Origin of the sequence: Streptomyces sp. NPDC087263 (assembly GCF_044744645.1) — a bacterium.
GTDB lineage: Bacteria > Actinomycetota > Actinomycetes > Streptomycetales > Streptomycetaceae > Streptomyces.
The window spans coordinates 434504-460292 of sequence record NZ_JBIUYT010000009.1 but is presented as its reverse complement, the minus strand read 5'-3'; the positions used below and the strand labels follow the sequence as shown (position 1 = coordinate 460292).

The window sequence follows — 25789 nt, the reverse complement described above, 5'->3', positions numbered from 1 at the left end:
CGTCCGACTTGGGCGCGAGAAACGTTCAACTGGGCGCGGGACGGACCCGTTTGTCAGGCGCAGGGTGGGGAGGGGCAGGGAGATGGCGCGAAGTGGTGTGCGCGGAGAGGGAACACGCTCGAGCGGCCGGGGGGCCGGTGAGCACGGCTGGGACGACAGCCTGTACGACGGGAGCGGCGAGCCCGCTCAGGGGGCGGACGGCGACTCCGGTGAGCGCGCCGACAGTGCTCCGGTTCCGGGAACCGACGGTCGGACGGCCGAGGACACGATGGCCCTCACGCCGCAGGGAACCGACGGTCGGACGGCCGAGGACACGATGGCCCTCACGCCGCAGGGGATCGGCCTCGGCGACGGCGGACGTGGGGGCACGGCACGTCCGCGCCGCAGACGCCGGGTACTTCGCTGGTCGGCGATGGTCCTGGCGGTCCTGATACTTGGCACCGCGGGTGCCGGTTATCTCTACTACCAGCACCTGAACGACAACATCAAGAAGGACGACCTGAACATCGGCGACGCGAAGGACCGCGCCGCCGAGTCCGAGGCGAACGCGGCCGGCCAGACGCCGCTGAACATCCTGCTGATCGGTTCGGACGCCCGGGACACCGAGGAGAACCAGGAACTCGGCGGCGCGAAGGAGACGTTCGGCGGCACTCCGCTCGCGGACGTCCAGATGCTGTTGCACCTCTCCGCCGACCGCACCAACATGTCGGTGGTCAGCATGCCGCGGGACACGCTGCTGGACATCCCCAAGTGCACCGACCCGGACGACGGCAAGGTGTACGCGGCGAGCACCGTTCCCACCATGACCAACCAGACGCTCGGCCGCGGCGGTCCCGGCTGCACGGTGGCCACCTGGGAGAAGCTGACCGACATCCACATCGACCACTTCATGCAGATCGACTTCTCGGGTGTGGTCTCGATGGCGGACGCGATCGGCGGCGTCCCGGTCTGCGTGGACGCCAACATCGAGTCCAGGGACAGCCAGGGCCACGGCTCCGGGCTGAAGCTGGAGGAGGGCACCACGTACGTCAAGGGCGAGCAGGCCCTGGAGTGGCTGCGCACCCGCTACGGCTTCGAGGACGGCAGTGACCTGGCGCGCGCCAAGGCCCAGCACCAGTACATGAACTCGATGGTGCGCGAGCTGCGGGACAACGCCACGGTCTCCAACCCGACGAAGCTGCGCAGTCTCGCCGAGACGGCCACCAAGGCGCTGACCGTCGACAAGGGCCTCGGCACCGTGAAGGAGCTCTACGACCTCAGCAACGAGCTGCGGAAGGTCGAGCCGAAGCGGATCACGATGACCACCATGCCGAATCGATACGTCGGTGCGCGCGTGGAGCCCACGGACGACGCGGACAAGCTGTTCCGCCTGGTGCGCGAGGACATCGCGCTCGACGGCCAGGACAAGGAGAAGACGGCCGTCGAGGAGACTTCCTCGGATCCGGCCGCCGCGGACGACAAGATCGGCGTGGCCGTGCTGAACGGCACGCGGACGTCCACGCAGTCGCCGGTCAGCGGGCGCGCGAGTGAGGTGAGCGAGCTGCTGGTCGGCAAGGGCTTCACCCAGGCCTCGGCGGAGCAGACGGAAGCGACCGCCGAGGACAAGACGCTGATCCGCTATCCGAGCGCCGACCTGGAGGGTGACGCCCAGCGGGTCGCCAAGTCCCTGGGGATTCCGGTGAGTTCGGTGGAGAAGTCGACGAGCGTCTCGGGCGTCACGCTCGTGGTCGGCGCCGACTGGCGCGAGGGCACGACGTACAAGGCCGAGGCGGAGGACAACACGACGCCGGACACCGCGGAGGCCCTCAACGGCGCCGACGACAAGGCCTGTATGCACGTGAACCCGAACTACACCTGGTAGAGCACGAGTTGGGCCCCTCTCGACGAGACCTGTCGAGAGGGGCCCAACGCGTACGCCCATGGCCTCAGTTGGAGCTGAGCACCGCCGGACGCCGGGACGCGATGACCTTCTTCGCCAGCGACTTCGGGCTGGTGAGGAAACCCCAGCCCCACGACATGTGCATCGTCGCGAGGGCGAGCGGGATCTGGAGCCGCGCCTTCAGCGGCAGCCCCTTGCCCGTGAGCAGCGAGCCGAGCGCGATGGCCGCGAGGTAGCCGCCGGGGATCACGAACCCCCAGGGCGTCAGCGCCGCACCCACCACGACACCCGCCACGATCGCGCACACCGCGGTCGGCGGGGCGAGGTAGCGCAGGTTGATGGAGCCCTCGTGGAAGCGGGCGACGACATGGCGCCAGCGCCCGTAGTCCTTGTACTGCTTGGCGAGGGCGCGCATGGAGGGCCTCGGGCGGTAGGACACCCGCAGCTCGGGCGAGAACCAGATGAGGCCGCCCGCCTCCCTGATCCGGAAGTTCAGCTCCCAGTCCTGGGCGCGGATGAACTCCTCGTTGTAGCCGCCCTGTTGCTCCAGCGCCTCGCGCCGGAAGACACCGAGGTACACGGTCTCGGCGGGGCCGGCCTCACCACCCGTGTGGAAGACCGCGTTGCCCACCCCGATCTTCGAGGTCATCGCGGCGGCGACCGCGTGCTCCCAGTCGTTCTCGCCCTCGGCGTGCATGATCCCGCCGACGTTCTGCGCACCGGTCTCCGCCAGCAGGCGTACGGCCGTCGCGATGTAGTTGGGCGAGAGCATCCCGTGTCCGTCGACGCGTACGACGATGGGGTGGCTGGACGCCTTGATCGCGGCGTTCAGCGCGGCGGGGGTGCGACCGGCCGGGTTCGGCACGGTGTGCACGCGTGGATCCTCACGGACGAGCTCGGCGGCGATCTCCTCCGTACGGTCGGAGGACGGACCGATGGCGAGCACCACCTCCATCTCGCCGTCGTACTCCTGCGCCAGGATCGCTTGGACGGACCCGCGCAGATGCCGCTCCTCGTCGAGGACGGGCATGATCACAGAAACGGCGGGAGACCGCACGTCAGACTTCTCGCTCATCGGACGTCACGTTACCGCGAATGGGGGACACGGTCGCGCGCCGCCCTCCCTCCGAGCCGGGCCACAGATCGTATGGGCCTACGGTGCTCACGGATCCCACGGCCGGCCCTCGCGGAGGTGTTCCCCCCTTGCCCACGCCGCCCCGCTCTCCCGCACGCCCGCCAAGCCGTCGCCCGCAGCGTCCCCCCGTACGGCGCAAGAAGCCGCGTTGGGCCATGCGGGCGGTGACCACGCTCTCGGTGGTGGTGCTCGCCGCGGCGGGTATCGGGCACGCGGTGGTCACCGGGCTGGACGCGGACATCGCCCGGGTCGACCCCTTCAAGGACATGAAGAACCGTCCCGAGGCGGGCCACGGCATGAACGTGCTGCTGGTCGGCACCGACGGCCGGGACAACATCACGGAGGCGGAGCGGCGCAAGTACCGCCTGGGCGGCGCGCCTTGTCACTGCACCGACACCATCATGATCGTGCACATCTCGGAGGACCGGGAGCGGGCCAGTGTCGTGAGCCTGCCGCGCGACTCGTACGCCGAGGCGCCCGCGCACACCGACCAGACCACCGGCAAGAAGCACGGCGCGCACCCCATCAAGATCAATGCGGCGTACGCCGAGGGCGGTCCGCAGCTGACCGTGCGCACGGTCGAGAGCATGACCCACGTGAAGATCGACCACTATCTGGAGGTCGACTTCACCAGCTTCATGAAGACGGTGGACGAGCTCGGCGGCGTGGAGATCTGCACCGTGAAGCCGCTGAAGGACTCCTACACCGGACTCGACCTCCCCGCGGGCTCGCACCGGCTGACCGGCGGGCAGGCGCTCCAGTACGTCCGCTCCCGGCATGTCGACGGGGCCTCCGACCTCGGCCGGATGCAGCGCCAGCAGCAGTTCCTTGCGGCGCTGATCTCGCGGGCCACCTCCTCCGGGGTCCTGCTGAACCCGATGAAGTTCCGCGACGTCACCCGGGCCGTGCTCGGCTCGGTCCGCGCGGACAAGGGGTTCGGCACCGACGAACTGCTCGATCTCGGGCGGGCGATGCGGGACTTCTCGCCCTCCTCCTCCGAGTTCACGACCGTGCCGATCGGGCAGATGGGATACGTCGTCAAGGACGTCGGATCGACCCTGAAGTGGGACCCCGCCAAGTCGACGAAGCTCTTCCAGGCCCTGCGCGACGACAAGCCGCTCGCGGTGCACAAGCCGCGCAGCAACGCCCTGCGCGTCGACGTGGCGCCGCAGCAGATCCGTGTCCAGGTCGAGAACGGGACGGCCACGGCGGGCCTCGGCAAGCGCGTCGACAGCGCACTCGCCGCCACCGGCTTCCGTACGACCCACCAGCCCGTCAGCGCGAAGGACCGCACCCTGAAGCGCACCGTCGTCTGGTACGACCCCCGCTGGGACCGCTCGGCGAAATCCCTCGCCGCCGCCCTGCCCGGCAGTGAACTGCGCGCGGTCAAGGGGCGGGGGCCGCTGCTGAAGGTGACCGCGGGGGCGGACTTCAAGGAGGTACGGAAGGTGCGGGCCGACGATCCGCATCAAGGGGAGTTCGGGGTGACCACGGGCGATGAGGTGATCTGTCCGTAGTCCGTCGCCGACGAGGGTTACTCGTCCAGACCCTCCGCCGCACGCTGCTCGCGCAGCTCCATGATCGCGCGGCGCCGGGCCAGCCGGTGGGTGCGGCGGATCTGGGCCTCCTGGTAGCGGCGTTCGTCGCGCTCGGTCTCCGGGAGCACCGGCGGTACCCGGCGCGGCTTGCCGTCGGCGTCGACGGCGGCGAAGACAAGGTAGGCCGTGCCGACCTGCTGGGCCGGGGTGGACTCGTTCCAGCGCTCGGCCAGGACGCGGACGCCGACCTCCATGGACGTACGGCCGGTCCAGTTCACCTGGGCCTTCACGTGGACCAGGTCGCCCACGCGGACCGGTTCCAGGAAGGCCATCTCGTCCATGGAGGCGGTGACGGCGGGTCCGCCGGAGTGCCGTCCGGCCACCGCACCGGCCGCGTCGTCCACCAGTTTCATGATCACGCCACCGTGCACCGTGCCCAGAAGGTTGGTGTCGTTGTGGCCCATGATGTGGCTGAGGGTGGTCCGGGACGCGGAGGTCGGCTTGCCCGGAATATCGGATTCCGGGGTGGTGGCCTGGTCTGTCATGGCGTCCACCTTATGCCGGGGCCGCACAAAGTCCGCTTTGCATCAGATCTGCAACAGGCCTGGCATGAATCTGCTCACTCTCTTGTATGGCGCCCGGTGCGGCACTGCACACTGGCCGCATGAACGATTGGCCCGACGAGAACCGCAACGACCGTTACGGACGCGGCAGCGCCGGCTCGCAGCCCGAGAGCGCGCGCGTCATGCGGCAGGTCCGCCGTGGCCAGCCGGGCCCCGGTCAGTCCGCGCCCCCGTACAGCGGGGTCCCCCAGCAGCCGACGTACGTCGACGGGCAGGGGTACGGCGACCAGTACGACAACAGCGGCTACAACTCGGGCCATGTCTACGGGACGCCGCACGGCGGCGGTCCGCAGGATCCCGGCGGGCCGGGCGGCGGACGAGGTCCGCGCCGGGCGCCGAACTGGGGCCGCCGGATCAAGTGGACCGCCATCACGCTGGTCACGCTGCTCGTCGTGGTCTCCGTCAGCACGTACTTCTGGGCCGACTCCAAGCTCCACCGTGACGTGGATCTCTCCAAGGTCATCGACCGCCCCGAGGCGGGCCAGGGCACGAACTACCTGATCGTCGGTTCCGACAGCCGCGAGGGCATGACCGAGGCGGAGAAGAAGGATCTGCACACCGGCTCCGCCGAGGGCAAGCGCACGGACTCGATGATGATCCTGCACACCGGTGGCAACGGCTCCACGCTGGTCTCGCTGCCGCGTGACTCCAACGTCGAGATCCCGACCTTCGTGGGCTCCGAGTCGGGCAAGACGTACGAAGGCACGGGCCGCGAGGTGAAGCTCAACGCGGCGTACGCGGAGGACGGGCCCGAACTGCTGGTGCGCACCGTCGAGTTCAACACCGGTCTGCGCATCGACCACTACGTCGAGATCGGCTTCGCGGGCTTCGCGGACATCGTCGACTCGGTCGGCGGCGTGGAGATCGAGATCCCCAAGGGCGGCATGAAGGACACCAAGTCCGGCGCCGACTTCGAGGCGGGCAAGCAGACCCTCAACGGCGAGCAGGCCCTCGCGTTCGTCCGTACCCGCTACGCCCTCGCGGGCAGCGACCTGGACCGTACGAAGAACCAGCAGAAGTTCCTCTCGGCGCTGGCCAACCAGGTCGCGACGCCGGGCACCGTGCTGAACCCCTTCAAGCTTTACCCGACCATGGGCGCCGGCCTCGACAGCCTCATCGTCGACAAGGACATGAGCCTGTTCGACCTCGCCGACATGTTCTGGGCCATGAAGAGCGTCAGCGGCGGCGACGGCACGTCCATGAACATGCCGATCTCCGGCTCCACCGGCAGCAACCTCGTCTGGGACAAGGCGAAGGTCAAGACGCTCGTGGACGAGCTGAAGAACGACGAGAAGGTGACGGTGACGGGCGACTGAGCCCGGCCTCGCGGCGAAACCGGTGAAGGGCACCCCATGGGCATGGGGTGCCCTTCACCGGTTCCCGGCGCCCTACGGCAGGTTGCGGGCCATCACGATCCGCTGGACCTGGTTCGTGCCCTCGTAGATCTGGGTGATCTTCGCGTCGCGCATCATGCGCTCGACCGGGTAGTCGCGGGTGTAGCCGTAGCCGCCCAGCAACTGCACCGCGTCCGTGGTGACTTCCATCGCCACGTCCGAGGCGAAGCACTTGGCCGCCGCGCCCTGGAAGGTGAGGTCCTTGTCGCCGCGCTCCGACTTCGCAGCCGCCGCGTAAGTCAGCTGGCGGGCGGCCTCGATCTTCATGGCCATGTCGGCGAGCATGAACTGGATGCCCTGGAACTCGGCGATCGCCTTGCCGAACTGCTTGCGCTCCTGGACGTAGCCCTTGGCGTAGTCCAGGGCGCCCTGGGCGATGCCGAGGGCCTGGGCGGCGATCGTGACGCGGGTGTGGTCCAGGGTCTTCATGGCGGTGGCGAAGCCGGTGCCCTCCTCGCCGATCATGCGGTCGGCGGGGATGCGGACGTTGTCGAGGTAGACCTCGCGGGTCGGGGAGCCCTTGATGCCGAGCTTCTTCTCCGGGGCACCGAAGGAGACGCCCTCGTCGGACTTCTCGACCACGAAGGCGCTGATGCCCTTCGAGCGCTTCGTCGGGTCCGTGACCGCCATCACCGTGTAGTACTCGGACTCACCGGCGTTGGTGATCCAGCGCTTCACGCCGTTCAGGACGTAGAAGTCGCCGTCGCGGACCGCCTTCGTCTTCATGCCGGCCGCGTCCGAGCCGGCGTCCGGCTCGGAGAGGGCGTACGAGAACATCGCGTCGCCCTTGGCGAGCGGGCCCAGGTACTTCTTCTTGAGGTCCTCGGAGCCGGAGAGGATCACGGGGAGCGAGCCCAGCTTGTTGACCGCCGGGATCAGCGAGGAGGACGCGCAGACGCGGGCCACCTCCTCGATCACGATCACCGTGGCCAGCGCGTCCGCGCCCGCGCCGCCGTACGACTCGGGTACGTGCACCGCGTGCAGATCGGAGGCGACCAGGGCGTCCAGCGCCTCCTGCGGGAAACGGGCTTCCTCGTCCACCGCGGCCGCGAACGGTGCGATCTTCGCCTCGGCCAGCGAACGGATCGCGTCACGGAGCATGTCGTGCTCCTCGGACGGGCGGTACAGGTCGAAATCAGCCGATCCGGCCAAGGTCTCTCACGCTCCAAGGATGCGAATAAGGGTGCTGAACACTGTGACGGTGACGCTAACTACCGTTAAGTAACCCAAATTTTAGGGGCCTGCCCACCCCAGGGATACGTGAGCTTGGCGACAGAGGGAAAGTTGCCCGTTGAGGAGCCGTCGCATGCCCCCGTTATGCTCGGGCGCGCATCCCCCCTCGCACCCCAGGAGCACCCCATGGCCCTCAAGATCACCGTGATCGGCACCGGCTATCTCGGCGCCACGCACGCCGCCGCCATGGCCGAGCTCGGCTTCGAGGTGCTCGGGCTCGATGTCGTCCCCGAGAAGATCGAGATGCTCAAGCGGGGCGAGGTCCCGATGTACGAACCGGGTCTTGAAGAGCTGCTGCGCAAGCATGTCGCCGGGATCGAGGGGTCCAGCGGGCGGCTGCGTTTCACCATGGACTGGGCCGAGGTCGGGGAGTTCGGCGACGTCCACTTCGTCTGCGTGAACACACCGCAGAAGCACGGCGAGTACGCGTGCGACATGAGTTACGTCGATGCCGCCTTCGAGTCGCTCGCCCCGCACCTGCACGGCCCCGCCCTCGTCGTCGGCAAGTCCACCGTGCCCGTCGGCTCCGCGGCGCGGCTGGCCGCCCGGCTCGCGGAGCTCGCGCCCGCCGGTGAGGACGCCGAGCTCGCGTGGAACCCGGAGTTCCTGCGCGAGGGCTTCGCCGTCGGCGACACCCTGCACCCCGACCGCATCGTCGTGGGCGTACGCAGTGAGCGGGCCGAGAAGCTGCTGCGCGAGGTGTACACGACGCCGGTCGCCGCGGGGTCGCCGTTCGTGGTGACCGACTTCCCGACCGCCGAGCTGGTGAAGACCTCCGCGAACTCCTTCCTCGCGACCAAGATCTCCTTCATCAACGCCATGGCCGAGGTGTGCGAGGCGGCCGACGGCGACGTGGCCAAGCTGGCCGAGGCCATCGGGCACGACGACCGGATCGGGAAGAAGTTCCTGCGGGCCGGGATCGGCTTCGGCGGCGGATGCCTGCCGAAGGACATCCGCGCCTTCATGGCGCGCGCCGGTGAGCTGGGCGCCGACCAGGCGCTGACCTTCCTGCGCGAGATCGACTCCATCAACATGCGCCAGCGCGGGCAGATGGTGGAGCTCACGCGGCAGGCGCTCGGCGGCGGTTCGTTCCTGGGGAAGCGGGTCGCCGTGCTCGGTGCCTCCTTCAAGCCCGACTCGGACGACGTACGGGACTCGCCCGCGCTGAACGTCGCCGGGCAGATCCACCTCCAGGGCGGCCAGGTCACCGTCTACGACCCGAAGGGCATGGACAACGCGCGCCGGCTCTTCCCGACGCTCGGATACGCCGACTCCGCCATAGCTGCCGTACGCGGCGCGGATGTCGTACTACACCTGACCGAGTGGCGCGAGTTCCGCGAGCTGGACCCGGCGGTGCTCGGCGAGGCCGTCACGACGCGGCTCGTCCTGGACGGGCGCAACGCCCTCGACCCGGAGGTGTGGCGGCGGGCCGGGTGGACCTACCGGGCGATGGGGCGACCCACCGCGTAGTCATTCAAGGACGCCGATCCGGCCGAGGCTCAGTCGGCCGGATCGGCGTCGTCGTATATTCTCCACCGTCCCGCCCCTGGGCGTGGCCGGACGGGCTACTTCGCGCGGTACCGGCGCATCTTCGCGCGTGGCCGGACGGGCTACTTCGCGCGGTACCGGCGCATCTTCGCGCGTGCCCCGCAGACCGACATCGAGCACCAGCGGCCGCGGCCCGCCGGGGAGCGGTCGTAGTAGGCCCAGTGGCAGGTCGGGGCCTCGCAGGCCTTCAGGCGCGGCCAGGTGCCCTCGACGAGTGCCTCCGCGATCGCCGCCGCGACGCGGGAGGCGAGCGGGGTCGGATGGGCGGGGCTCAGGGCCGCGGAGCCGTCCGCGGCGGAGACGGTGACGAGCAGCGGGGCCGTCGCGAGCAGTTCGTCGAGCGGCGTCACCGCGCGGTGCGGGGGGTGGCCCGCATGGGCCAGGCATACGGCGCGCAGGGACTCCCGCAGCTCGCGGGCCGCCGCCAGCTCATGGTCCGCGATGCCGAAGTGGGCGCGTCCCTCGGCCGTGTCCAGCTTGTCGGTGCCCGACTCCAGGTCGACCGTGTTCACCAGGGCCTCCACCAGGGCCAGGCCCCCCGGTGCCGACGCTCTCTCACTCATGCTTGCGACGTTACCTCCAATGCGGGAGTATGCAGTAACCGTTACTGGTTGACCGCATCTATGGGTAACCCTGGAGGAAGTCATGGCTCTCGCCGAACTCGGTGTCGTCGTCCTGGACTGTCCCGACCCCCGCGCCCTGGCCGGGTTCTACGCCGAGGTGCTCGGCGGCACGGTCCGGGGCGAGGGGGACTGGGTCGACCTGGAGCTGCCCGGAGGACAGTCACTGGCATTCCAGGCCGCCCCCGGACACGTACCGCCGAAGTGGCCCGCGGGTGACGACTCGCAGCAGTTCCATCTGGACCTGACGGTGAGCGACCTGGACGCGGCCGAGAAGGGGGTGCTGGCGCTCGGGGCGCGGGTACTCGACGCGGAGGACCGGTCGCGCGGGTGGCGTGTGTACGCCGATCCGGCGGGGCACCCGTTCTGCCTCTGCGCCTGTTGAGACCGAAGGAAATAGGAGATAGCTGTGGAACCTGTCGCACGTTTGCGTTCCGTCGTACTCGACTGTCCTGACCCGCGCGCGCTCGCCGAGTTCTACGCGCGCGTGGTGGGAGGCACACCGCAGGGCGGGGACGACGACTGGGTTGTCCTACAGGTCCCGGACGGGCCGCGGCTCGCGTTCCAGCGGGCCCCCGGGTTCGTCCCGCCCGAGTGGCCGCGGGCCGACCGCAACTCACAGCAGTTCCATCTCGACCTCGACGCCGGAAGCACCTGGGAGGCCGTCGAAGCGGCCGAGAAGAAGGTGTTCGCCCTCGGCGCCCGGTCGTTGCACCAGGAGGACAAGGAGGACTTCCGGGTGTACGCGGATCCGGCGGGGCATCCGTTCTGCCTCTGCCGGATCGAGCATCCGCAGTAGGAGGACTCAGCCGTCGAGTTCCGCGATCTTCGCCGAGGACGGCTCGCGGCGCTGCTGGGCCGCGCGGGCGGTGAAGTCCGCGCTGCGCAGGACGCGTTGGACGTTGCCCCAGGTGAGCAGGGCGAGGTCGGTCTCGGTCCAGCCGCGGGTGAGGAGTTCGGCGATCAGGTGCGGGTAGCAGGACGCGTCGGCGAGGTCCTGCGGGTGGGCGGCTCCGGAGTCGTACGTCCCCGAGAGGCCGACGCACTCCGCGCCCGCGAGCGCGCGGACGTGTTCGAGGTGGTCGGCGACGTCCCGTACGGAGGGGCCGGTCTGCTCGGCGGTGAGCGGGACGAGGCACAGGCCCTTGGCGGTGCCCAGCTCGGTGAGGACGTCGTCGGGCAGGTTGGCCGGGTGGGGGCGCAGCGCGCGGGCCGCGGAGCGGGTGAACAGGACCGGGGCCTTGGAGGCCGCGAGGGCGCGGCTGATCGTGGCCTCCGAGGTGCCGGAGAGGTCGGCGAGCACGCCGAGGCGGTTCATCTCGCGGAGCACCTCCTCGCCGAACCGGGTCAGGCCCGTCCCGCTCGCCCAGGTCGTGCCGGAGAGGGTGAGGACGCGCAGGCCCAGCGCGTGCAGGTTGCGCAGGATGCCGAGCGAGTCGCCGAGCGCGCTCGCGCCGGCGGGCCCCAGGACGACGGCGACGCGGCCGCAGTGGTGGGCGTCGGTGATCTCGGCCGCGGTGTGGGCCATGCGCAGGCCCTCGGGGTGGGCCTGGACCACCGTCTGCACCAGGTCGAGCTGTTCCAGGGTCGCGCCGACGGCACGGTCCCCGGCGAGTCCCTCGGGCAGGTGCAGCGACCAGAACAGGGCGCCCACGTGCCCTTCCCGCATCCGCGGCACATCCGTGTCCACGGCGCTCTCGCCCAGCTCCAGGTCGAACCAGGGCAGGTGGCGCAGCGCCCAGGGCAGACCGCTGTAGCCGTCGGCGACGGGGTGGCCGGCGAGGAAGGCGTGCGCCCGCTCCAACGACTCGGCGCCGGCCTCCAGAAGGGCGCCTGCCTCCAGGACGGCGTCGGCCTCCAGGATGGTCTCCGTGGTGTCCAGTGGCAGCGGCTCGGACTCCGGCCAGACAGTCGGCCGGTCCAGCTCGCCCACCTCAGCGGTCGTGTGCAGTTCGTCCTGCAGGTCTGCCATGACGGGGCTCCGTTGGGTGGACGGGTGATCGCAGTACCGTCACCGTTGCACGGAGGCCCGGGGGCTTCCTGGTGGGTGGGGCGTTTGGGGGTACGCCCCACCCGGTACGGCCACCAGGAGGTGCCTCAGCCGTCCAGCTGCTCCAGCGTCGCGTTCGACGGTCCCCGCCGTGCCTGGAGGTCGCGGGCCACGTCCTCGGCCGCGCCCAGCACCCGTACCGCGTTCCGCCAGGTCAGCTTGGCCAGGTCGGCGCGGGACCAGCCACGGACGTACAGCTCGGCGATGAGGTTCGGGTAGCCCGACACGTCGTTCAGGCCGTCCGGGGTGAACGCCGTGCCGTCGTAGTCGCCGCCGATGCCGAGGTGGTCGATGCCGGCGACCTCGCGCATGTGGTCCAGGTGGTCCGCGACCGTCGACACCGTGGCGATCGGGCGGGGGTTGGACTCCTCGAAGACACGGTGGACCTTCATGCCCTCGGGGGTCGTGTCGAGGTGGTGGAAGCCGTTGGCGCGCAGGTTCTCGTCGGCCGCGGCCGTCCAGTCGACCGCCGCCTGGAGGACGAACTTCGGTACGAACGTCACCATCGCCACTCCCCCGTTGGCGGGCAGCCGCTCCAGGACGTCGTCCGGGATGTTGCGCGGGTGGTCGCAGACCGCGCGGGAGGAGGAGTGCGAGAAGATCACCGGCGCGGCGGTCGTGTCGAGCGCGTCGCGCATGGTCGTCGCGGCCACGTGGGAGAGGTCCACGAGCATGCCCTCGCGGTTCATCTCCCGTACGACCTCACGGCCGAAGGCCGACAGGCCGCCGACGGCGGGGTGGTCGGTCGCCGAGTCCGCCCAGGCGATGTTGTCGTTGTGGGTGAGGGTCATGTAGCGCACGCCGAGCGCGTACAAGCCCCGCAGCGTGCCGAGGGAGTTGTCGATCGAGTGGCCGCCCTCGGCGCCCATCAACGATGCGATACGTCCCGCACTCCGCGCCGCCTCCATGTCGGCGGCGGTCAACGCGGCCCGCAGGGCGGACGGGTGACGGTCGATCAGCTGCCGTACACAGTCGATCTGTTCGAGTGTCGCGGTGACCGCTCCCGGCAGGTCCGAGCGGACGTACACCGACCAGAACTGGGCGCCGACCCCGCCCGCGCGCAGCCGCGCCAGGTCCGTGTGCAGGTGGGCGCTCTGGTCGGTGGCGATGTCGCGGGCGTCGAGGTCGTAGCGGACCTGTTCGCGCAGTGCCCAGGGGAGGTCGTTGTGGCCGTCCACCACGGGGAACTCGGCGAGGAGTTCGAGGGCTTCGTCGAGCGACGGGGAGGTCATGGCGGTCACTTCCCGAAGCCGAAGCCGCTGCCCGCGCCCGCGCCCTCGACCTTGGTGCGCAGCCGCTTGCCCTTCTCGGTGGCCTGCTCGTTCAGCTCCTGCTGGAACTCCCGCATCCGGGCGAGGAGTTCCTCGTCGTGCACGGCGAGGATCCGGGCGGCCAGCAGGCCCGCGTTGCGGGCGCCGGCGACGGAGACGGTCGCGACCGGCACACCGGCCGGCATCTGCACGATCGAGAGCAGGGAGTCCATGCCGTCGAGGTACTTCAGCGGGACCGGGACGCCGATCACCGGCAACGGCGACACGGACGCCAGCATGCCGGGCAGGTGGGCAGCGCCGCCGGCGCCCGCGATGATCACCTTGATGCCGCGGCCGTCGGCCTGCTCGCCGTACGCGATCATCTCGCGCGGCATGCGGTGCGCGGAGACGACGTCGACCTCGTACTCGATCTCGAACTCGTCCAGGGCCTGCGCGGCGGCCTCCATGACGGACCAGTCGGAGTCCGACCCCATGACGATTCCAACGACAGGGCTCATTCGGTGATCGTGCCTCTCAGATATCCGGCTGCGTGCCGGGCGCGCTCCAGTACGTCGTCCAGGTCGTCGCCGTAGGTGTTGACGTGGCCGACCTTGCGTCCGGGCTTCACGTCCTTGCCGTACATGTGGATCTTCAGCTGGGGGTCGCGGGCCATGCAGTGCAGGTACGCGGAGTACATGTCGGGGTAGTCGCCGCCGAGGACGTTGGCCATGACCGTCCACTTGGCGCGCGGGCGCGGGTCGCCCAGCGGGAGGTCCAGGACCGCGCGTACGTGGTTGGCGAACTGGGAGGTGATCGCGCCGTCCTGGGTCCAGTGGCCCGAGTTGTGCGGGCGCATGGCCAGTTCGTTGACGAGGATGCGTCCGTCGGCCGTCTCGAAGAGCTCCACGGCGAGGTGGCCGACGACGCCGAGTTCCTTGGCGATGCGCAGGGCCAGCTCGCTTGCCTGGAGGGCCAGCTCCTCCGCGATGCCGGGGGCCGGGGCGATCACCGTGTCGCAGACGCCGTCGACCTGCTGGGACTCTACGACGGGGTACGCGACCGCCTGGCCGTGCGGCGAGCGGACGACGTTCGCCGCGAGCTCGCGCACGAAGTCGACCTTCTCCTCGGCGAGGACGGGGACTCCGGCGCGGAAGGGGTCGGCGGCTTCCGCGGGAGAGCGGACGAACCAGACCCCCTTGCCGTCGTAGCCACCGCGGACGGTCTTGAGGATGACCGGGAAACCGTCGCCCTCGGCCGCGAACGCGGCGACGTCCTCGACGTCGCTCACGATCCGGTGCCGTGGGCACGGCACACCGAGCTCGTCGAGCTTCGCGCGCATCACGCCCTTGTCCTGGGCGTGCACGAGGGCGTCGGGCCCGGGGCGGACGGGGATGCCGTCCGCCTCCAGGGCACGCAGATGCTCGATGGGTACGTGTTCGTGATCGAAGGTGATCACATCGCAGCCCCGCGCGAACTCACGCAGCGTGTCGAGGTCGCGATGGTCGCCGATGACGACATCGCTGACGACCTGCGCCGCGGAATCCTGAGGGGTGTCACTGAGGAGCTTGAACCTGATGCCGAGCGGGATGCCCGCCTCGTGTGTCATACGAGCGAGCTGCCCCCCGCCGACCATGCCGACTACCGGGAACGTCACCCCCCAAGAGTATCGGCCACGCCACGGCGGCCGGTTTCCGCTCCTGTGAGCCGCGATTTCCGGGTGGACGGCTGTCCGGGTGGGCGACCACTTTTCTTACCTGTGAGTTCTTACACAGGCGATGGCGGGGGCCGCTGGTTAGCATGGCTGGGTTGACATATCCGACTGACGGCGACCGACGGGGGCTTGCGACACCATGGGCAGTGGTTCTTCAGGACCCCCTACCAAGCAGCCTCGTAGCGCTGTGCGGCGCCGTGTCGACCGGCTCCTGAGGGAGATCGTCAAGTTCGGCGCGGTCGGCGGCGTGGGGCTGCTCGTCAACCTTCTCACCTTCAACCTGGTGCGCCACGGGACCGGTTTGCAGGTCGTCCGGGCCAGTGTGATCGCCACCGTCGTGGCCATCATCTTCAACTACATCGGGTTCCGCTACTTCACGTACCGCGACCGCGACAAGGGCGGCCGCACCAAGGAACTGACGCTGTTCCTGCTGTTCAGCGCGGTGGGGCTGGTCATCGAGAACGGCGTGCTGTACGTGGCGACGTACAGCTTCGGCTGGGACAGCCCGCTACAGAGCAACGTGTTCAAGTTCCTCGGCATCGGCGTGGCGACGCTGTTCCGCTTCTGGTCGTACCGCACCTGGGTGTTCCGCGCGCTGCCCGCGCGCGAGGCGGTGGCCAGTGCGGAATCGTTCCTCGAAGCCGAGCCCGGGCAGCGGCCCTCGCCCTCGCGCAGCACGTGAACTGAGCCGCGCCGCTTCCCGCGGCGCCGCTACCTGACCGTGGGCTCCGGCTCCTCGTCCACCAGGGGCTTCTTCAAGGGCGTACGGGACAGGAACAGGCCGAACACCGGCGGCTGCGCCTGAAGCAACTCCAGACGGCCCCCGTCGGCCTCCGCGAGGTCGCGGGCGACGGCGAGACCGATGCCCGTGGAGTTACGGCCGCTGATCGCGCGCTCGAAGATGCGGGCGCCGAGGTCGGCGGGGACGCCGGGGCCCTCGTCGGTGACCTCGACGACGGACTGGTTGCCGGTGACGCGGGTGCGCAGGGCGACGGTGCCGCCGCCGTGCATGAGGGAGTTCTCGATGAGCGCGGCGAGGACCTGGGCGACCGCGCCCGGGGTGCCGACGGCCCGCAGATGGCGTTTGCCCGAGCTGACGATGGCGCGGCCCGCGCTGCGGTAGGCCGGGCGCCACTCCTCCAGCTGCTGCTTGATGACCTCGTCCAGATCGAAGGAGACGGCGGAGCCGTTGCGCGGGTCGCGGGCGTTGGTGAGCAGCCGCTCCACGACGTCCGTGAGGCGCTCGACCTGCGTCAGCGCGATCGTCGCCTCCTCCTTCACCGTGGCCGGGTCATCGGTGAGGGTGATCTCCTCCAGGCGCATGGAGAGGGCCGTGAGGGGCGTACGGAGCTGGTGGGAGGCGTCCGCGGCGAGCCGGCGTTCCGCCGTGAGCATCCGTGCGATGCGCTCCGCGCTGCCGTCCAGGACGTCCGCGACGCGGTCCAGTTCCGGGACGCCGTACCGCTTGTGGCGCGGGCGGGGGTCGCCGGAACCGAGCCGTTCCGCGGTCTCCGCGAGGTCGGTGAGAGGGGAGGCGAGGCGGTTGGCCTGCCGTACGGCGAGGAGGACGGCGGCGATGATGGCGAGCAGGGCGACCGCCGCGATGATCAGCAGCGTACGGCCGACTTCCTTGGTCACGGACGAGCGCGGCTCCTGGACGGTGACCGTCTCGCCCTCCTCGCCCTTCTCTGTGTCGTGGGTGACCTCTCCGCTGGGCTTGGTCCCGATCTCGATCGGCTCCCTGCCCGGGATCCTGATCACGGCGTACCGCTCGTCCGTGACCTGGTCCTTCAGGATCTCCGCGGTGACGTCCTCGTGCCCGATGATCCGGCTGTCCACGATGCTCGCCAGGCGCAGCGCCTCGGAATCCACCCGCTCCTGGGCGCTGCTGCTGATCGTCCGCGTCTCGACGATCACGAGGGAGACGCCGAACACGGCGATCACGACGAGTACGACGGCGAGGGTGGACTGGATGAGACGGCGACGCACGGTGCCCTCCGGGCGGGTGGCTTTGCTTGGGGACCAGTGTGCCTTGACGCCGGGGTGGGCCGGGGCGAGGAGTTCCCGCCCCCGCCGCCCCTACCCGTCCCGTCCTCCTGGGGCTCCGCCCCGGACCCCGCCCCTCAAGCGCCGGAGCGGTTGGATCTCAGCTCTTCTCGAACTGGACTTGGCTCTTCTCGAAGCGGACTTCAGCTCTTCTCGAAGCGGAACCCGACGCCCCGGACCGTCGCGATGTAGCGAGGGTTGGCCGCGTCGTCGCCGAGCTTCTTGCGGAGCCAGGAGATGTGCATGTCGAGGGTCTTGGTCGAGGACCACCAAGTGGTGTCCCAGACCTCGCGCATGAGTTGGTCGCGGGTGACGACGCGGCCCGCGTCCCGGACGAGGACCCGCAGGAGGTCGAACTCCTTGGCGGTGAGCTGGAGTTCCTCGTCGCCCATCCAGGCGCGGTGCGACTCGACGTCGATGCGCACCCCGTGCGTGGCGGGCGGCTGCTGGGGCTCGGCGGCACCGCGTCGCAGCAACGCCCGGACACGGGCGAGCAGTTCGGCGAGCCGGAACGGCTTGGTCACGTAGTCGTCGGCGCCCGCGTCGAGGCCTACGACGGTGTCCACCTCGTCGGCGCGTGCGGTCAGGATGAGGATCGGGACGGTGTGGCCCTCGGCGCGCAGTCGGCGGGCCACTTCAAGGCCGTCCATGCCGGGCAGGCCCAGGTCCAGGACACAGAGGTCGATGCCGCCCTGAATGCCGGCGTCGAGCGCGGTGGGTCCGTCCTCGCGCACCTCGACCTCGTAACCCTCCCTGCGCAGGGCACGGGCCAGTGGCTCCGAGATGGACGCGTCGTCCTCGGCGAGCAGTACACGGGTCATGAGGTGATGGTAGTCCGCCGCGGACGACACTCGCGGGGTGATCGGCCTCCGTGATTCTTACCCGCGCCTGTGAGCAGGGTGGCCTGCGGCTGTGGGAGGCGATCTTGACGGCAACCTTCGAATGGGTGCCTGTGGTTCCATTGTCACCTGTGATCCATCTCTCAAGTCCTTCCATATGCCACATTGGCATGTCGTATGGTGACCAGACGCCTGTAGCACCACGGGGACCTTTGGCCAGCATTTGACGCTGAAGGTCTCTTTTGTGTGCGGGCTGGTATTCGCCAGCCTTGAAAGGAATGACCTGTGGCCGGGCCCGAGCGCACCGAAGCGTGAAGGGCGTGGATCCCGGTGGTCGGCCTCCATCGCTTCGCAATCCGGAGCGGACTTCCCCGTGGGCGTGGGGACGGACGGCCGGAACCCGCCGGTGCCGGCCGCCCCCACCGGGCGCGCGACCCCACTTCCCGCGCGTCCCGACCAGCAAGGAACGACCATGGCGTCCAGCCTGACGAAGGGCTCGACAGAACCGGGCACCCCCGGTTTCGAGCACACCTTCTTCGGCCACCCCCGCGGACTGGCCACTCTCTTCATGACCGAGATGTGGGAGCGTTTCTCCTACTACGGCATGCGGGCCCTGCTCCCGTTGTACCTGGTGGCACCCGGTGGCCTGCACCTGAGCGCGACCACCGCGACCGCGATCTACTCCGTCTACGTGTCGATGGTGTACCTGCTCGCCCTGCCCGGCGGCTGGTTCGGCGACCGGGTCTGGGGTCCCCGCAAGACCGTCGCCGTCGCCGGCGGCGTCATCATGCTCGGCCACCTGACGCTGGCCCTGCCGTCGTCGGGCACCTTCTACGCGGGCCTCGGCCTGGTGGCGATCGGCTCGGGTCTGCTGAAGGCCAACATCTCGACGATGGTCGGCCATCTCTACGACGGCCCGGACGACCCGCGCCGCGACGGTGGCTTCACGGTCTTCTACATGGGCATCAACCTCGGCGCGTTCGCCGCGCCGCTGATCATCGGCACCATCGGTGAGAACGTCAACTGGCACCTGGGCTTCGCGCTCGCCGCGCTCGGCATGGCGATCGGTCTCGGCCAGTTCCTGATCGGCAGCCGCAACCTCGCCGAGCGCTCCACCGTGGTCCCGACGCCGCTGTCCGCCGCGGAGAAGTCCTCGACGCTGCGCAAGGCCGCGATCTGGGCGGGCATCGCCGTCGTCTTCTACGCCGTCGTCGGCTCCACCGGTCACTACACGCTGAACTGGATCCTGGTTCCGCTGACCCTCCTCGGCGTGATCATCCCGATCATGGTCCTGGTGCGGATCAAGCGCGACAAGGACCTGGACCGCGCCGAGCAGTCGAAGATGTCCGGCTACATCTGGTTCTTCGTCGCCGCCGCCGTGTTCTGGATGATCTACGACCAGGGCGGTTCGACCCTGTCGATCTTCGCCGACGGCTCGGCCGAGAACACCGTCCTCGGCTGGGATTTCCCGGTCTCCTGGTACCAGTCGGTGAACCCGGTGCTGATCATGGCGCTGGCCCCGGTCTTCGCCTGGTTCTGGCTGGCGCTGAACAAGCGCGGCAAGGAGCCGAGCACCATCGTGAAGTTCGCGTCCGGTCTCGTGCTGGTCGGCGCGTCGTTCTTCGTCTTCCTCGCCCCGCTGTCCATCGCCGACGGCGGAGCCAAGGCCGCCGCGATGTGGCTGGTCGCGATCTACTTCGTGCAGACCGTGGGTGAGCTGCTGCTCTCCCCGGTCGGCCTCTCCGTCACCACGAAGATGGCTCCCGCGAAGTACGCCTCCCAGATGATGGGCGTCTGGTTCCTGGCCGTCACCGCCGGCGACGCCACGACCGGTCTGCTCTCCATCGCCGGGGTCGACCTGAACAAGATGGGCATCGTCGCCCTGGAGGCCACGCTCGCCGTGATCGCCGGTGTCGCGGTGTGGATGTACCGCAACAAGGTCAAGGAACTCATGGGCGACGTCCGTTGACGTACGCCGCCGTCTGAGTCCGTCGTACGGAGGGCCACCGCACCACTGGGTGCGGTGGCCCTTCGGCGTTTCCCGCGCACGGGCGGGGAACCTCAGGGCACGCGCCGCCGCCCCGGCATGAACGTGAACACCGCTCCGCCGAGCAGGACGGCCGTCCCCGCGACCAGCCCGAGGGCCTTCAGGGCGCTGTGGCCCTCGGCGCCCGTCTCCGCGAGGCCGCCACCGGACGACGTACCGCCTGCGGAGCCTGCGGAGTCGCCCCCTGAAGCTCCTGAGCCTCCTGCGGCGCCGCTCGCCTGTTCGGTGGTGTCCAGGGTCAGCGAGACCTCCGTCTTCGACGGGGTGCAGGTGGTCGTCGTGCCGAGCGCCTCCACCGTCAGCACGCCCGGCGAGAGGGTCGACTCGCCGGTCGCTCCGGGCTTGTAGGTGCCCGTGAGGTCGGCGATTTCCATCGGGTCGCCCGTCTTGATCGGCTCGGCGTTGGTGGGACCTTCGACATGGACGCTGCCCGTGTCGGAGCCGCCCAGGGTGACCTCCATGGAGGGCTTCACCGAGTCCGCGGGGATGTCGGCCGGGCTGTCCATCACGGACCCCTTGAACTGAACCGTGAGGTCGTAACTCCCGCCGTTCTTGCTGGCGTTGATCTGCACGGGGGACGTGGCGTTCTTGTCTCCGATGGGCGTCTTGCAGGCGTAGGCGACGGAGACTTCCCTGCCGGTGAAGTCGGTCTGGCCGTCGTCGCCACCGGTGGAGCCTCCGGTGTCGCTCCCCCCGGTCTCGCTCCCGGTCGGCGTCGGTGTCACCGTCGGCTCGCCGCCCGTCGTGCCGCCCGAAGTGCCCCCGCCCTCCGTCACCTTGATCGTCGCCGCCGGCTTCACCGTCTCCTTTGGGGCGCACTTGGTGTCCGTCGAGATCGGCTTGCTGACATTGATGTCGTACGCGTCCGGCGTCAGCGTCACTTCACCCGCCGTCGTCAGTTTCAGCGTGCCCGTCATGTCGGACAGCTTCATGTCGCTGTTCTTGGGGATCGCCGGGTTCTGCCGAGGGCCCTCCATCGCGATGTCGGCCGTCTGCGCGCCGGCCGCCTTCAGCGTGCCGGTCGGCTGGACCGTGTCCTTCTCCAGATCGAGGATGTCCGGGTTCTTGGACGCGGCCTGGACGAACTTCCAGGTGATGGTGACCTCGTCGCCCACCTTCGCCTCGGCGGGAGCGGTGATGTCCGCCTTCGTCGTGCCCTCGACCGGCGGCAGACCGGAGATCGCGGGCGGGATGCACTCCGTCAGGTACGACACCTCGGCGGCCTGCGCCGGGACCGCGGCCACCCCCAGCAGGATGCCCGCGCCGCCGAGCATCAGCGCGACCCCGGCCGCGCTCGCTCTCCGTCCCGCCGGCGGTACCACTCTCCGTTGCCTGCTCACGTGTTGCCCTTCCTCGTGGGGGTCGTCGGACTGTTCTCGTGCGGTGCGGAGAGCTGACCGGCCGCCGGGTTCCCCGGACCGCTGTCCGGGGTGAACCACGGAAGGGGCCGCGTCGAGGTCGGGTTCGGCGTCGGGGTCGTTCGGGATCCGGGTGCCGAGGACGCGCTCAACCTCGGCATGCGGTACGTGAGTTGGGGAAGCCGCGGACTCCTGCGACGGGGACCGCGACCGGCGGACCTGCGCGGCCGCAGCCGGTCCACCGCGGCCATCCCGACGCGGAACACCGCGGCCGGTACGACCACACCGAGCAGGATCCAGAAGAGCGTCACACCCCAGGGGCGGCCCACGCCCCACGGCTGCTCGGCGAGCATCTTCCCGCCGTACTTCAGCGAGACCGTGTAGTCCCCGTGCGCCCCGGCCGCGACTTCGACGGGGAGTTCGATCCGTGCCCGCTTGCCAGGTGCGATGGTGCCGCGCCACTGCTGTTCCTCCCACTGCGGGGCGAACACGCCGTGGGAGGTGCCGACTTGGAAGACGGGGTCCTTGACGGCAGCGGTACCGACGTTGCCGACCGTGAAGACGAGCGTGCGGGAGGGCGGGGCGCCGAAGGAGGTGAGCAGCCCGCTCGATCCGTCGAGTCGGGTGTCCGTGAGCACCGAGAGCCGTGCGCCGCTCTCCTCCTCGGGCAGCGGCTCGACCGAGTGCCCCGCGACCATGAAGATGGCGTCCGCCTCCGCCTTCTCCCCGGTGACCGTGGCGACATGCACCACGCACGGGCACGGCTCGGGCGGCTCGGCGACCGGCAGCTCCTTGCTGAAGTCGCCCTTCGCATCGGTGGTGACGGCCCGGCCGTCCGCGTTGGCACAGGAGTTGGTGCCGCCGATCACACCTCGGGACGGCGCCGACTGGCCGCAGATCAGCATCATCAGCAGTGTCTTCGGCCGCCATCCGGCGCCGGTGACGGTGATCGAACCCCCCGTCCCGGCCTGGGACTTGGACAGCCTGACGGAGGGTTTGTCCGCGCCGGCCGCGGGCGCCCCCACGAGGGTCGTCACGAGGAGCGCGAGCACCGCCGCCAGCACCGTCATCCGTACCCTGCCGCCCACGACTCCGCTCACGACACCGCTCCCGTCAACTCGACTTCCGTACGCGGCTGTTCACACACCTCGCCGGTAGGCGTACGGCGCCCGACGCGACGCCCGAAACGCGGTACAGCACCTGGCACGCGACGCCCGGACCGCCGTACATCACCCGGCACGCGACGCCCCGGAGGCCGTACACCACCCGTCGTACGACGCCTGTGACGCCGTACGACGAGAAGCGCGGCGACCGCCACGAGCGAGCACCCGATCCCCGCCACCGCACCCCAGGGCACGAACCGCACCGACGCGGACGCCGTGTCGCGTGCCCCGCCCGCCGCCGTGACCGTCAGTCGCACGTCGACCGCGTCCAGTGCGGGGGTGTCGCGCCACGGTTCGCCGAGGGTGACGCGGCGGCCCGGCAGGAGTTCGACGGGCAGGGTGCGCGGGGCGCGGTCGAGGAGCTCGCCGAGAGCGCCGTCGGCGTGGACGGCGAGTTTCGGGGTGAGGACGGTGGTGCCACGGTTGACCAGCTCGTACGAGATCCGCCCCGCACGCACGGTGACGTGCTCGACGGTGAGCGCCGACAACGCCGGTCCGGCCACCCGTAGTTGGACCCGGACCGCCGAGGACCGGCCGTCGTCGCCGCTCGCGACGATCGCGCCGGGATGGTCGCCGGGCACCGCCCCCGCCGGGACGCTCAGTGTGAAGGGGACGTCGGCGCGGGTGTGTGCGGGGACGCGTACGGACAGCGAAGCCACCGGGGTCCGCCTTCCGTTCGTGCCGCCCGCGAAGTTGATCCACCCGCCCGCGTCCGCCGCCTTCTCCCGGATCGTGAACCCGCCGTCCGCCGTGTTGTCCGCGTCCGCGCCGCGCAGCTTGACGGTGACCGGCTCGGCGCCCGGATTGAGCACGGATACCGAGTCCTGGAGGACCGTGCCGGGCACGCCCTCCGCGTAGACGTACGGCCGCCCCTCCGGCGCGTTCGCGGACGGCACGACGGACCAGCCCGCGTCGGCCACGGCGACGGGTACGGCGCTCAGCAACAGCACGGCGGTCAGGCCCAGTAGACGGGGTACGGCGTAGGGCATCAGCGGCTCCCGTTCAGAAGGGGCGGCGCGGCGGGGGTCCCTCCAGGCATACGGCTCCGGGGGAGCCTCGTTGAGGGGCGGCGGTCGGGCGACGGGTGGGCGTACGCGTTCTCAGCGGCGTACCGCCTGATGCCTGCGCGTCAGCCACAGCACGCCCGCGGCGCCCGCGAGCAGCACCGTGCCGCCGAGCGTGCCGAGGGCGATCGCGGAGTCCTCGGGGCCGGTCTGCGGGAGTTCGCCGCCGGAGTCCGTGCCGCTCTGGGACTCGCCCGAGGTCGAGCCGCCGCTGCTTCCGCTCGCGGCCGCGACGTCGAGGGTGAGTGAGGGCCCGGGGTCGTTCGAAGGGGTGCAGGTGGTCGTCGTGCCCAGTGCCTTGATGGTCAGGACGCCCGCGGTGAAGGTGACCTCTCCGGTCCCCTTCGGGGTGTAGGTGCCGCTCAAGTCACTGATCTTGATGGGGGTGTTGGCGGGGATCGCGGCCGCGTTGGCCGGGCCGCTCACGGCCACCGTGCCGCTGTCCGCGCCGCCCACCTGGATCACGGCGCTCGGGCTCATCGCCCCCTTGCCCAGCTCCACCGGGCTGGACGAGACGCCCTTCTGCCAGGACATGGTGAGCTTGTAGGCGCTGCCGCTCTTGACGCTCTTGATGTCGATGGGCGAGACGGCGCTCTTGTCGCCGATCGGCGTCTTGCACTGGTAGTTGACGTCCACCACGTCGGCGTGGGCGGCGGGGGCGGCCATCAGCACCGCGGAGCCGGCCAGGGCCGCGGCGAACGCGAGCGCGGCGGTTCGTTTCTGGTACGTCCGGTACGACACCTCGGGGCCTCATTCCTGACTGGATATCTGACGGAACATCAGATCGGCCGTCAAGGTACGCCCGGGGACTTGTGGAGGGAAGACAAAGCGCGCGCCGGATGTGAGGAGATCCGGCGCGCGAGCGGTGGCATACCAGTCAGTGTGCGAATGAGGATGTGAACCGCGGGTAACCCAAGGTCGGAGTTACCGGGTGGGCCGCAGCGCTATGCCGGCGCCCCGAGTTCGGCCCAGACGGTCTTGCCCACGACCCCCGGGGTCCGCACGACCCCCCAGTCCAGGCACAGTCGCTGCACGATGAACATCCCGTGACCGCCCGGGCGCCCGGCGCGGTGCGGGGTGCGGGGGGCGGGCTGGCCGGCGCCACGGTCGGAGACCTCGACACGGAACACCTTCCTGTCGCACGCGATCCGGAGCTCTTCCGGGCCCTCGGCGTGCAGACAGGCGTTGGTGACGAGTTCGGAGACGACCAGGAGGACATCCTCGGCGGCGGCGCGGCGGTCGGCGCTCTCGGCGGGCAGCCAGCCCCACGCGTGCAGCGCCTGGCGGGCGAAGTCGCGAGCGAGCGGCACGACGCCGCTCTGGCCGTCGAAGCTCAGCCTGCGGGCCTGGCGACCCGAAGGGGTCCCGGTGCCGCTGCTGCCGTCGGTGCCTGCGGAGGAGGCGGGGGCGTCGCCTGGGGACGCGCCCGTGCCGGACACCGCGGAAGCGCCGCCGTCGCCCGACTCCGGGCCGCGGTCTCCCGGCGGGTAAGGCCGGGTGGTGCTCATCAGCGCTTCACCTCACCGATTCACCAGTTCACAAATCAAGACTCAGCACTCAGTACGTTGATCGAGGGGCCCACCCGCCACCGACCGGTTTCCCTGACCGGTCCGCGACGTGGCCGCCACGGTGACGGCCGACATTTCCAGGATGTCTCCTGCCCGGCCGAACCGTCCGAACACCCAATTATTCGACCCGAAACCTGTGACGCGCGTAACCCGACGATCACACTGGGACATCCGGGGCATCACTTCAAGACGATCCGCCCGCCCCTTGAGACGATCCACCCGCCCCGCCCTAGTCGGCCAAGGCCGCGGCGAGGGTGTCGTGGACCGTGAAAACGGCCTCCGCCCCGGTGATCTCGAAGACGCGGGCCACCACCGGCAGCATCGCGGCGAGATGGATCCCGCCACCCGCTTCCTCGGCCTTCAGCCGGGCGCTGAGCAGCACGTTGAGCCCGGTGGAATCACAGAACTCAAGGCGTGAGCAGTCGACGACCAGCCGCGCGTACCCCTTTTCGAGGCAGTCATCGAGTGGCTCACGCAACAAATCGGCCGTGTGGTGATCGAGCTCACCCGCGGGAGTCACGACGGCACTGAGGCCCTCTTCCCGCACTTCGACAAGAAGTCGGCCCGACTGGGCGCTGCCGACTGTCCCGCGGTCCATGCCGTCTCTCTCCTGAGCGTCGTGACTGCTGATATAGGCACTCGAACACTACGCCTTCTCTACACACCCCGACACCCGAACAACCGCCACGAATCGGACATTTAACTACTAAGCACACTTGCGAC

At 70.0% G+C, this 25789-nt stretch carries 24 protein-coding genes; 8 read left to right on the top strand and 16 right to left on the bottom strand.

The window, feature by feature from the left end; translation table 11 throughout:
- Window positions 1-316 precede the first annotated feature (316 nt).
- Window positions 317-1861, top strand: coding sequence for an LCP family protein (locus tag ACIPC1_RS29565; protein ID WP_402522416.1), 1545 nt, complete (start codon window positions 317-319; stop codon window positions 1859-1861).
- A 64-nt stretch (window positions 1862-1925) separates the two neighbouring features.
- On the opposite strand, the gene ACIPC1_RS29560 is transcribed toward ACIPC1_RS29565, so the two are convergent.
- The gene (locus ACIPC1_RS29560; protein ID WP_384383045.1) at window positions 1926-2954 is read right to left on the bottom strand and encodes a glycosyltransferase family 2 protein; all 1029 of its coding nucleotides are present in this window, start codon (window positions 2952-2954) and stop codon (window positions 1926-1928) included.
- 215 nt (window positions 2955-3169) lie between these two features.
- On the opposite strand from ACIPC1_RS29560, the gene ACIPC1_RS29555 reads away from it, so the two are divergent.
- Window positions 3170-4531, top strand: a complete 1362-nt coding sequence (locus ACIPC1_RS29555; protein ID WP_402522300.1) for an LCP family protein — start codon at window positions 3170-3172, stop codon at window positions 4529-4531.
- Between the two features lie 17 nt (window positions 4532-4548).
- Here the strand turns inward: ACIPC1_RS29555 and ACIPC1_RS29550 are convergent, their stop codons facing one another.
- Window positions 4549-5097 (bottom strand): acyl-CoA thioesterase, encoded by a 549-nt coding sequence (locus tag ACIPC1_RS29550; RefSeq protein WP_402522298.1) that lies wholly within the window; start codon window positions 5095-5097, stop codon window positions 4549-4551.
- Between the two features lie 119 nt (window positions 5098-5216).
- On the opposite strand from ACIPC1_RS29550, the gene ACIPC1_RS29545 reads away from it, so the two are divergent.
- On the top strand, window positions 5217-6491 hold the full coding sequence (locus ACIPC1_RS29545; protein ID WP_402522295.1) for an LCP family protein: 1275 nt from the start codon (window positions 5217-5219) through the stop codon (window positions 6489-6491).
- Window positions 6492-6563: 72 nt separating this feature from the next.
- On the opposite strand, the gene ACIPC1_RS29540 is transcribed toward ACIPC1_RS29545, so the two are convergent.
- Entirely contained in the window at window positions 6564-7721 is a 1158-nt protein-coding gene (locus ACIPC1_RS29540) for an acyl-CoA dehydrogenase family protein (protein WP_402522293.1), read from the bottom strand.
- A gap of 207 nt (window positions 7722-7928) precedes the next feature.
- Between ACIPC1_RS29540 and ACIPC1_RS29535 the strand changes: the two genes are divergently transcribed.
- Window positions 7929-9272, top strand: coding sequence for a UDP-glucose dehydrogenase family protein (locus tag ACIPC1_RS29535; RefSeq protein WP_402522291.1), 1344 nt, complete (start codon window positions 7929-7931; stop codon window positions 9270-9272).
- A gap of 140 nt (window positions 9273-9412) precedes the next feature.
- Here ACIPC1_RS29535 and ACIPC1_RS29530 read toward each other — a convergent pair whose 3' ends face one another.
- Window positions 9413-9913 carry a CGNR zinc finger domain-containing protein gene (locus tag ACIPC1_RS29530; RefSeq protein WP_402522289.1) on the bottom strand — a complete coding sequence of 167 codons (501 nt, stop codon included), beginning with the start codon at window positions 9911-9913 and terminating at the stop codon, window positions 9413-9415.
- A gap of 82 nt (window positions 9914-9995) precedes the next feature.
- On the opposite strand from ACIPC1_RS29530, the gene ACIPC1_RS29525 reads away from it, so the two are divergent.
- Window positions 9996-10355 carry a VOC family protein gene (locus ACIPC1_RS29525; protein ID WP_402522287.1) on the top strand — a complete coding sequence of 120 codons (360 nt, stop codon included), beginning with the start codon at window positions 9996-9998 and terminating at the stop codon, window positions 10353-10355.
- Between the two features lie 24 nt (window positions 10356-10379).
- Complete coding sequence (locus ACIPC1_RS29520) at window positions 10380-10769, top strand: VOC family protein (protein ID WP_402522285.1); 390 nt, start codon at window positions 10380-10382, stop codon at window positions 10767-10769.
- A gap of 6 nt (window positions 10770-10775) precedes the next feature.
- Here the strand turns inward: ACIPC1_RS29520 and ACIPC1_RS29515 are convergent, their stop codons facing one another.
- From ACIPC1_RS29515 to ACIPC1_RS29500, 4 genes are all read right to left on the bottom strand, one after another.
- Complete coding sequence (locus tag ACIPC1_RS29515) at window positions 10776-11942, bottom strand: dipeptidase (RefSeq protein ID WP_402522283.1); 1167 nt, start codon at window positions 11940-11942, stop codon at window positions 10776-10778.
- Between the two features lie 125 nt (window positions 11943-12067).
- Window positions 12068-13252 (bottom strand): dipeptidase, encoded by a 1185-nt coding sequence (locus ACIPC1_RS29510; RefSeq protein ID WP_384383076.1) that lies wholly within the window; start codon window positions 13250-13252, stop codon window positions 12068-12070.
- Between the two features lie 5 nt (window positions 13253-13257).
- On the bottom strand, window positions 13258-13788 hold the full coding sequence (purE, locus tag ACIPC1_RS29505) for a 5-(carboxyamino)imidazole ribonucleotide mutase (protein ID WP_402522281.1): 531 nt from the start codon (window positions 13786-13788) through the stop codon (window positions 13258-13260).
- Window positions 13785-14924, bottom strand: coding sequence for a 5-(carboxyamino)imidazole ribonucleotide synthase (locus tag ACIPC1_RS29500; protein ID WP_402522279.1), 1140 nt, complete (start codon window positions 14922-14924; stop codon window positions 13785-13787). The genes purE and ACIPC1_RS29500 overlap by 4 nt, the downstream gene beginning before the upstream one ends.
- A gap of 196 nt (window positions 14925-15120) precedes the next feature.
- Here ACIPC1_RS29500 and ACIPC1_RS29495 point away from each other — a divergent pair, with 196 nt between their 5' ends.
- The gene (locus ACIPC1_RS29495) at window positions 15121-15663 is read left to right on the top strand and encodes a GtrA family protein (RefSeq protein WP_402522277.1); all 543 of its coding nucleotides are present in this window, start codon (window positions 15121-15123) and stop codon (window positions 15661-15663) included.
- A gap of 29 nt (window positions 15664-15692) precedes the next feature.
- Here ACIPC1_RS29495 and ACIPC1_RS29490 read toward each other — a convergent pair whose 3' ends face one another.
- Both ACIPC1_RS29490 and ACIPC1_RS29485 read right to left on the bottom strand, forming a co-directional pair.
- Window positions 15693-16970, bottom strand: a complete 1278-nt coding sequence (locus tag ACIPC1_RS29490) for an ATP-binding protein (protein ID WP_402522275.1) — start codon at window positions 16968-16970, stop codon at window positions 15693-15695.
- Between the two features lie 200 nt (window positions 16971-17170).
- Window positions 17171-17848 carry a response regulator transcription factor gene (locus ACIPC1_RS29485; protein WP_037748267.1) on the bottom strand — a complete coding sequence of 226 codons (678 nt, stop codon included), beginning with the start codon at window positions 17846-17848 and terminating at the stop codon, window positions 17171-17173.
- Window positions 17849-18338: 490 nt separating this feature from the next.
- On the opposite strand from ACIPC1_RS29485, the gene ACIPC1_RS29480 reads away from it, so the two are divergent.
- Window positions 18339-19835 carry an oligopeptide:H+ symporter gene (locus ACIPC1_RS29480; protein ID WP_402522271.1) on the top strand — a complete coding sequence of 499 codons (1497 nt, stop codon included), beginning with the start codon at window positions 18339-18341 and terminating at the stop codon, window positions 19833-19835.
- Window positions 19836-19927: 92 nt separating this feature from the next.
- On the opposite strand, the gene ACIPC1_RS29475 is transcribed toward ACIPC1_RS29480, so the two are convergent.
- The 6 genes from ACIPC1_RS29475 to ACIPC1_RS29450 form a co-directional block, all read right to left on the bottom strand.
- Entirely contained in the window at window positions 19928-21187 is a 1260-nt protein-coding gene (locus ACIPC1_RS29475) for a hypothetical protein (protein ID WP_402522414.1), read from the bottom strand.
- A 62-nt stretch (window positions 21188-21249) separates the two neighbouring features.
- Complete coding sequence (locus tag ACIPC1_RS29470; RefSeq protein ID WP_402522412.1) at window positions 21250-22341, bottom strand: hypothetical protein; 1092 nt, start codon at window positions 22339-22341, stop codon at window positions 21250-21252.
- A 26-nt stretch (window positions 22342-22367) separates the two neighbouring features.
- A complete protein-coding gene (locus ACIPC1_RS29465; protein WP_402522269.1) occupies window positions 22368-23423 on the bottom strand; it encodes a hypothetical protein in 1056 nt (351 codons plus the stop codon).
- Between the two features lie 111 nt (window positions 23424-23534).
- Window positions 23535-24239, bottom strand: coding sequence for an LPXTG cell wall anchor domain-containing protein (locus ACIPC1_RS29460; protein WP_402522267.1), 705 nt, complete (start codon window positions 24237-24239; stop codon window positions 23535-23537).
- Window positions 24240-24442: 203 nt separating this feature from the next.
- Window positions 24443-25006 (bottom strand): ATP-binding protein, encoded by a 564-nt coding sequence (locus ACIPC1_RS29455; protein ID WP_402522265.1) that lies wholly within the window; start codon window positions 25004-25006, stop codon window positions 24443-24445.
- Window positions 25007-25295: 289 nt separating this feature from the next.
- Complete coding sequence (locus ACIPC1_RS29450) at window positions 25296-25664, bottom strand: STAS domain-containing protein (RefSeq protein ID WP_385741189.1); 369 nt, start codon at window positions 25662-25664, stop codon at window positions 25296-25298.
- Between the last annotated feature and the right edge of the window lie 125 nt (window positions 25665-25789).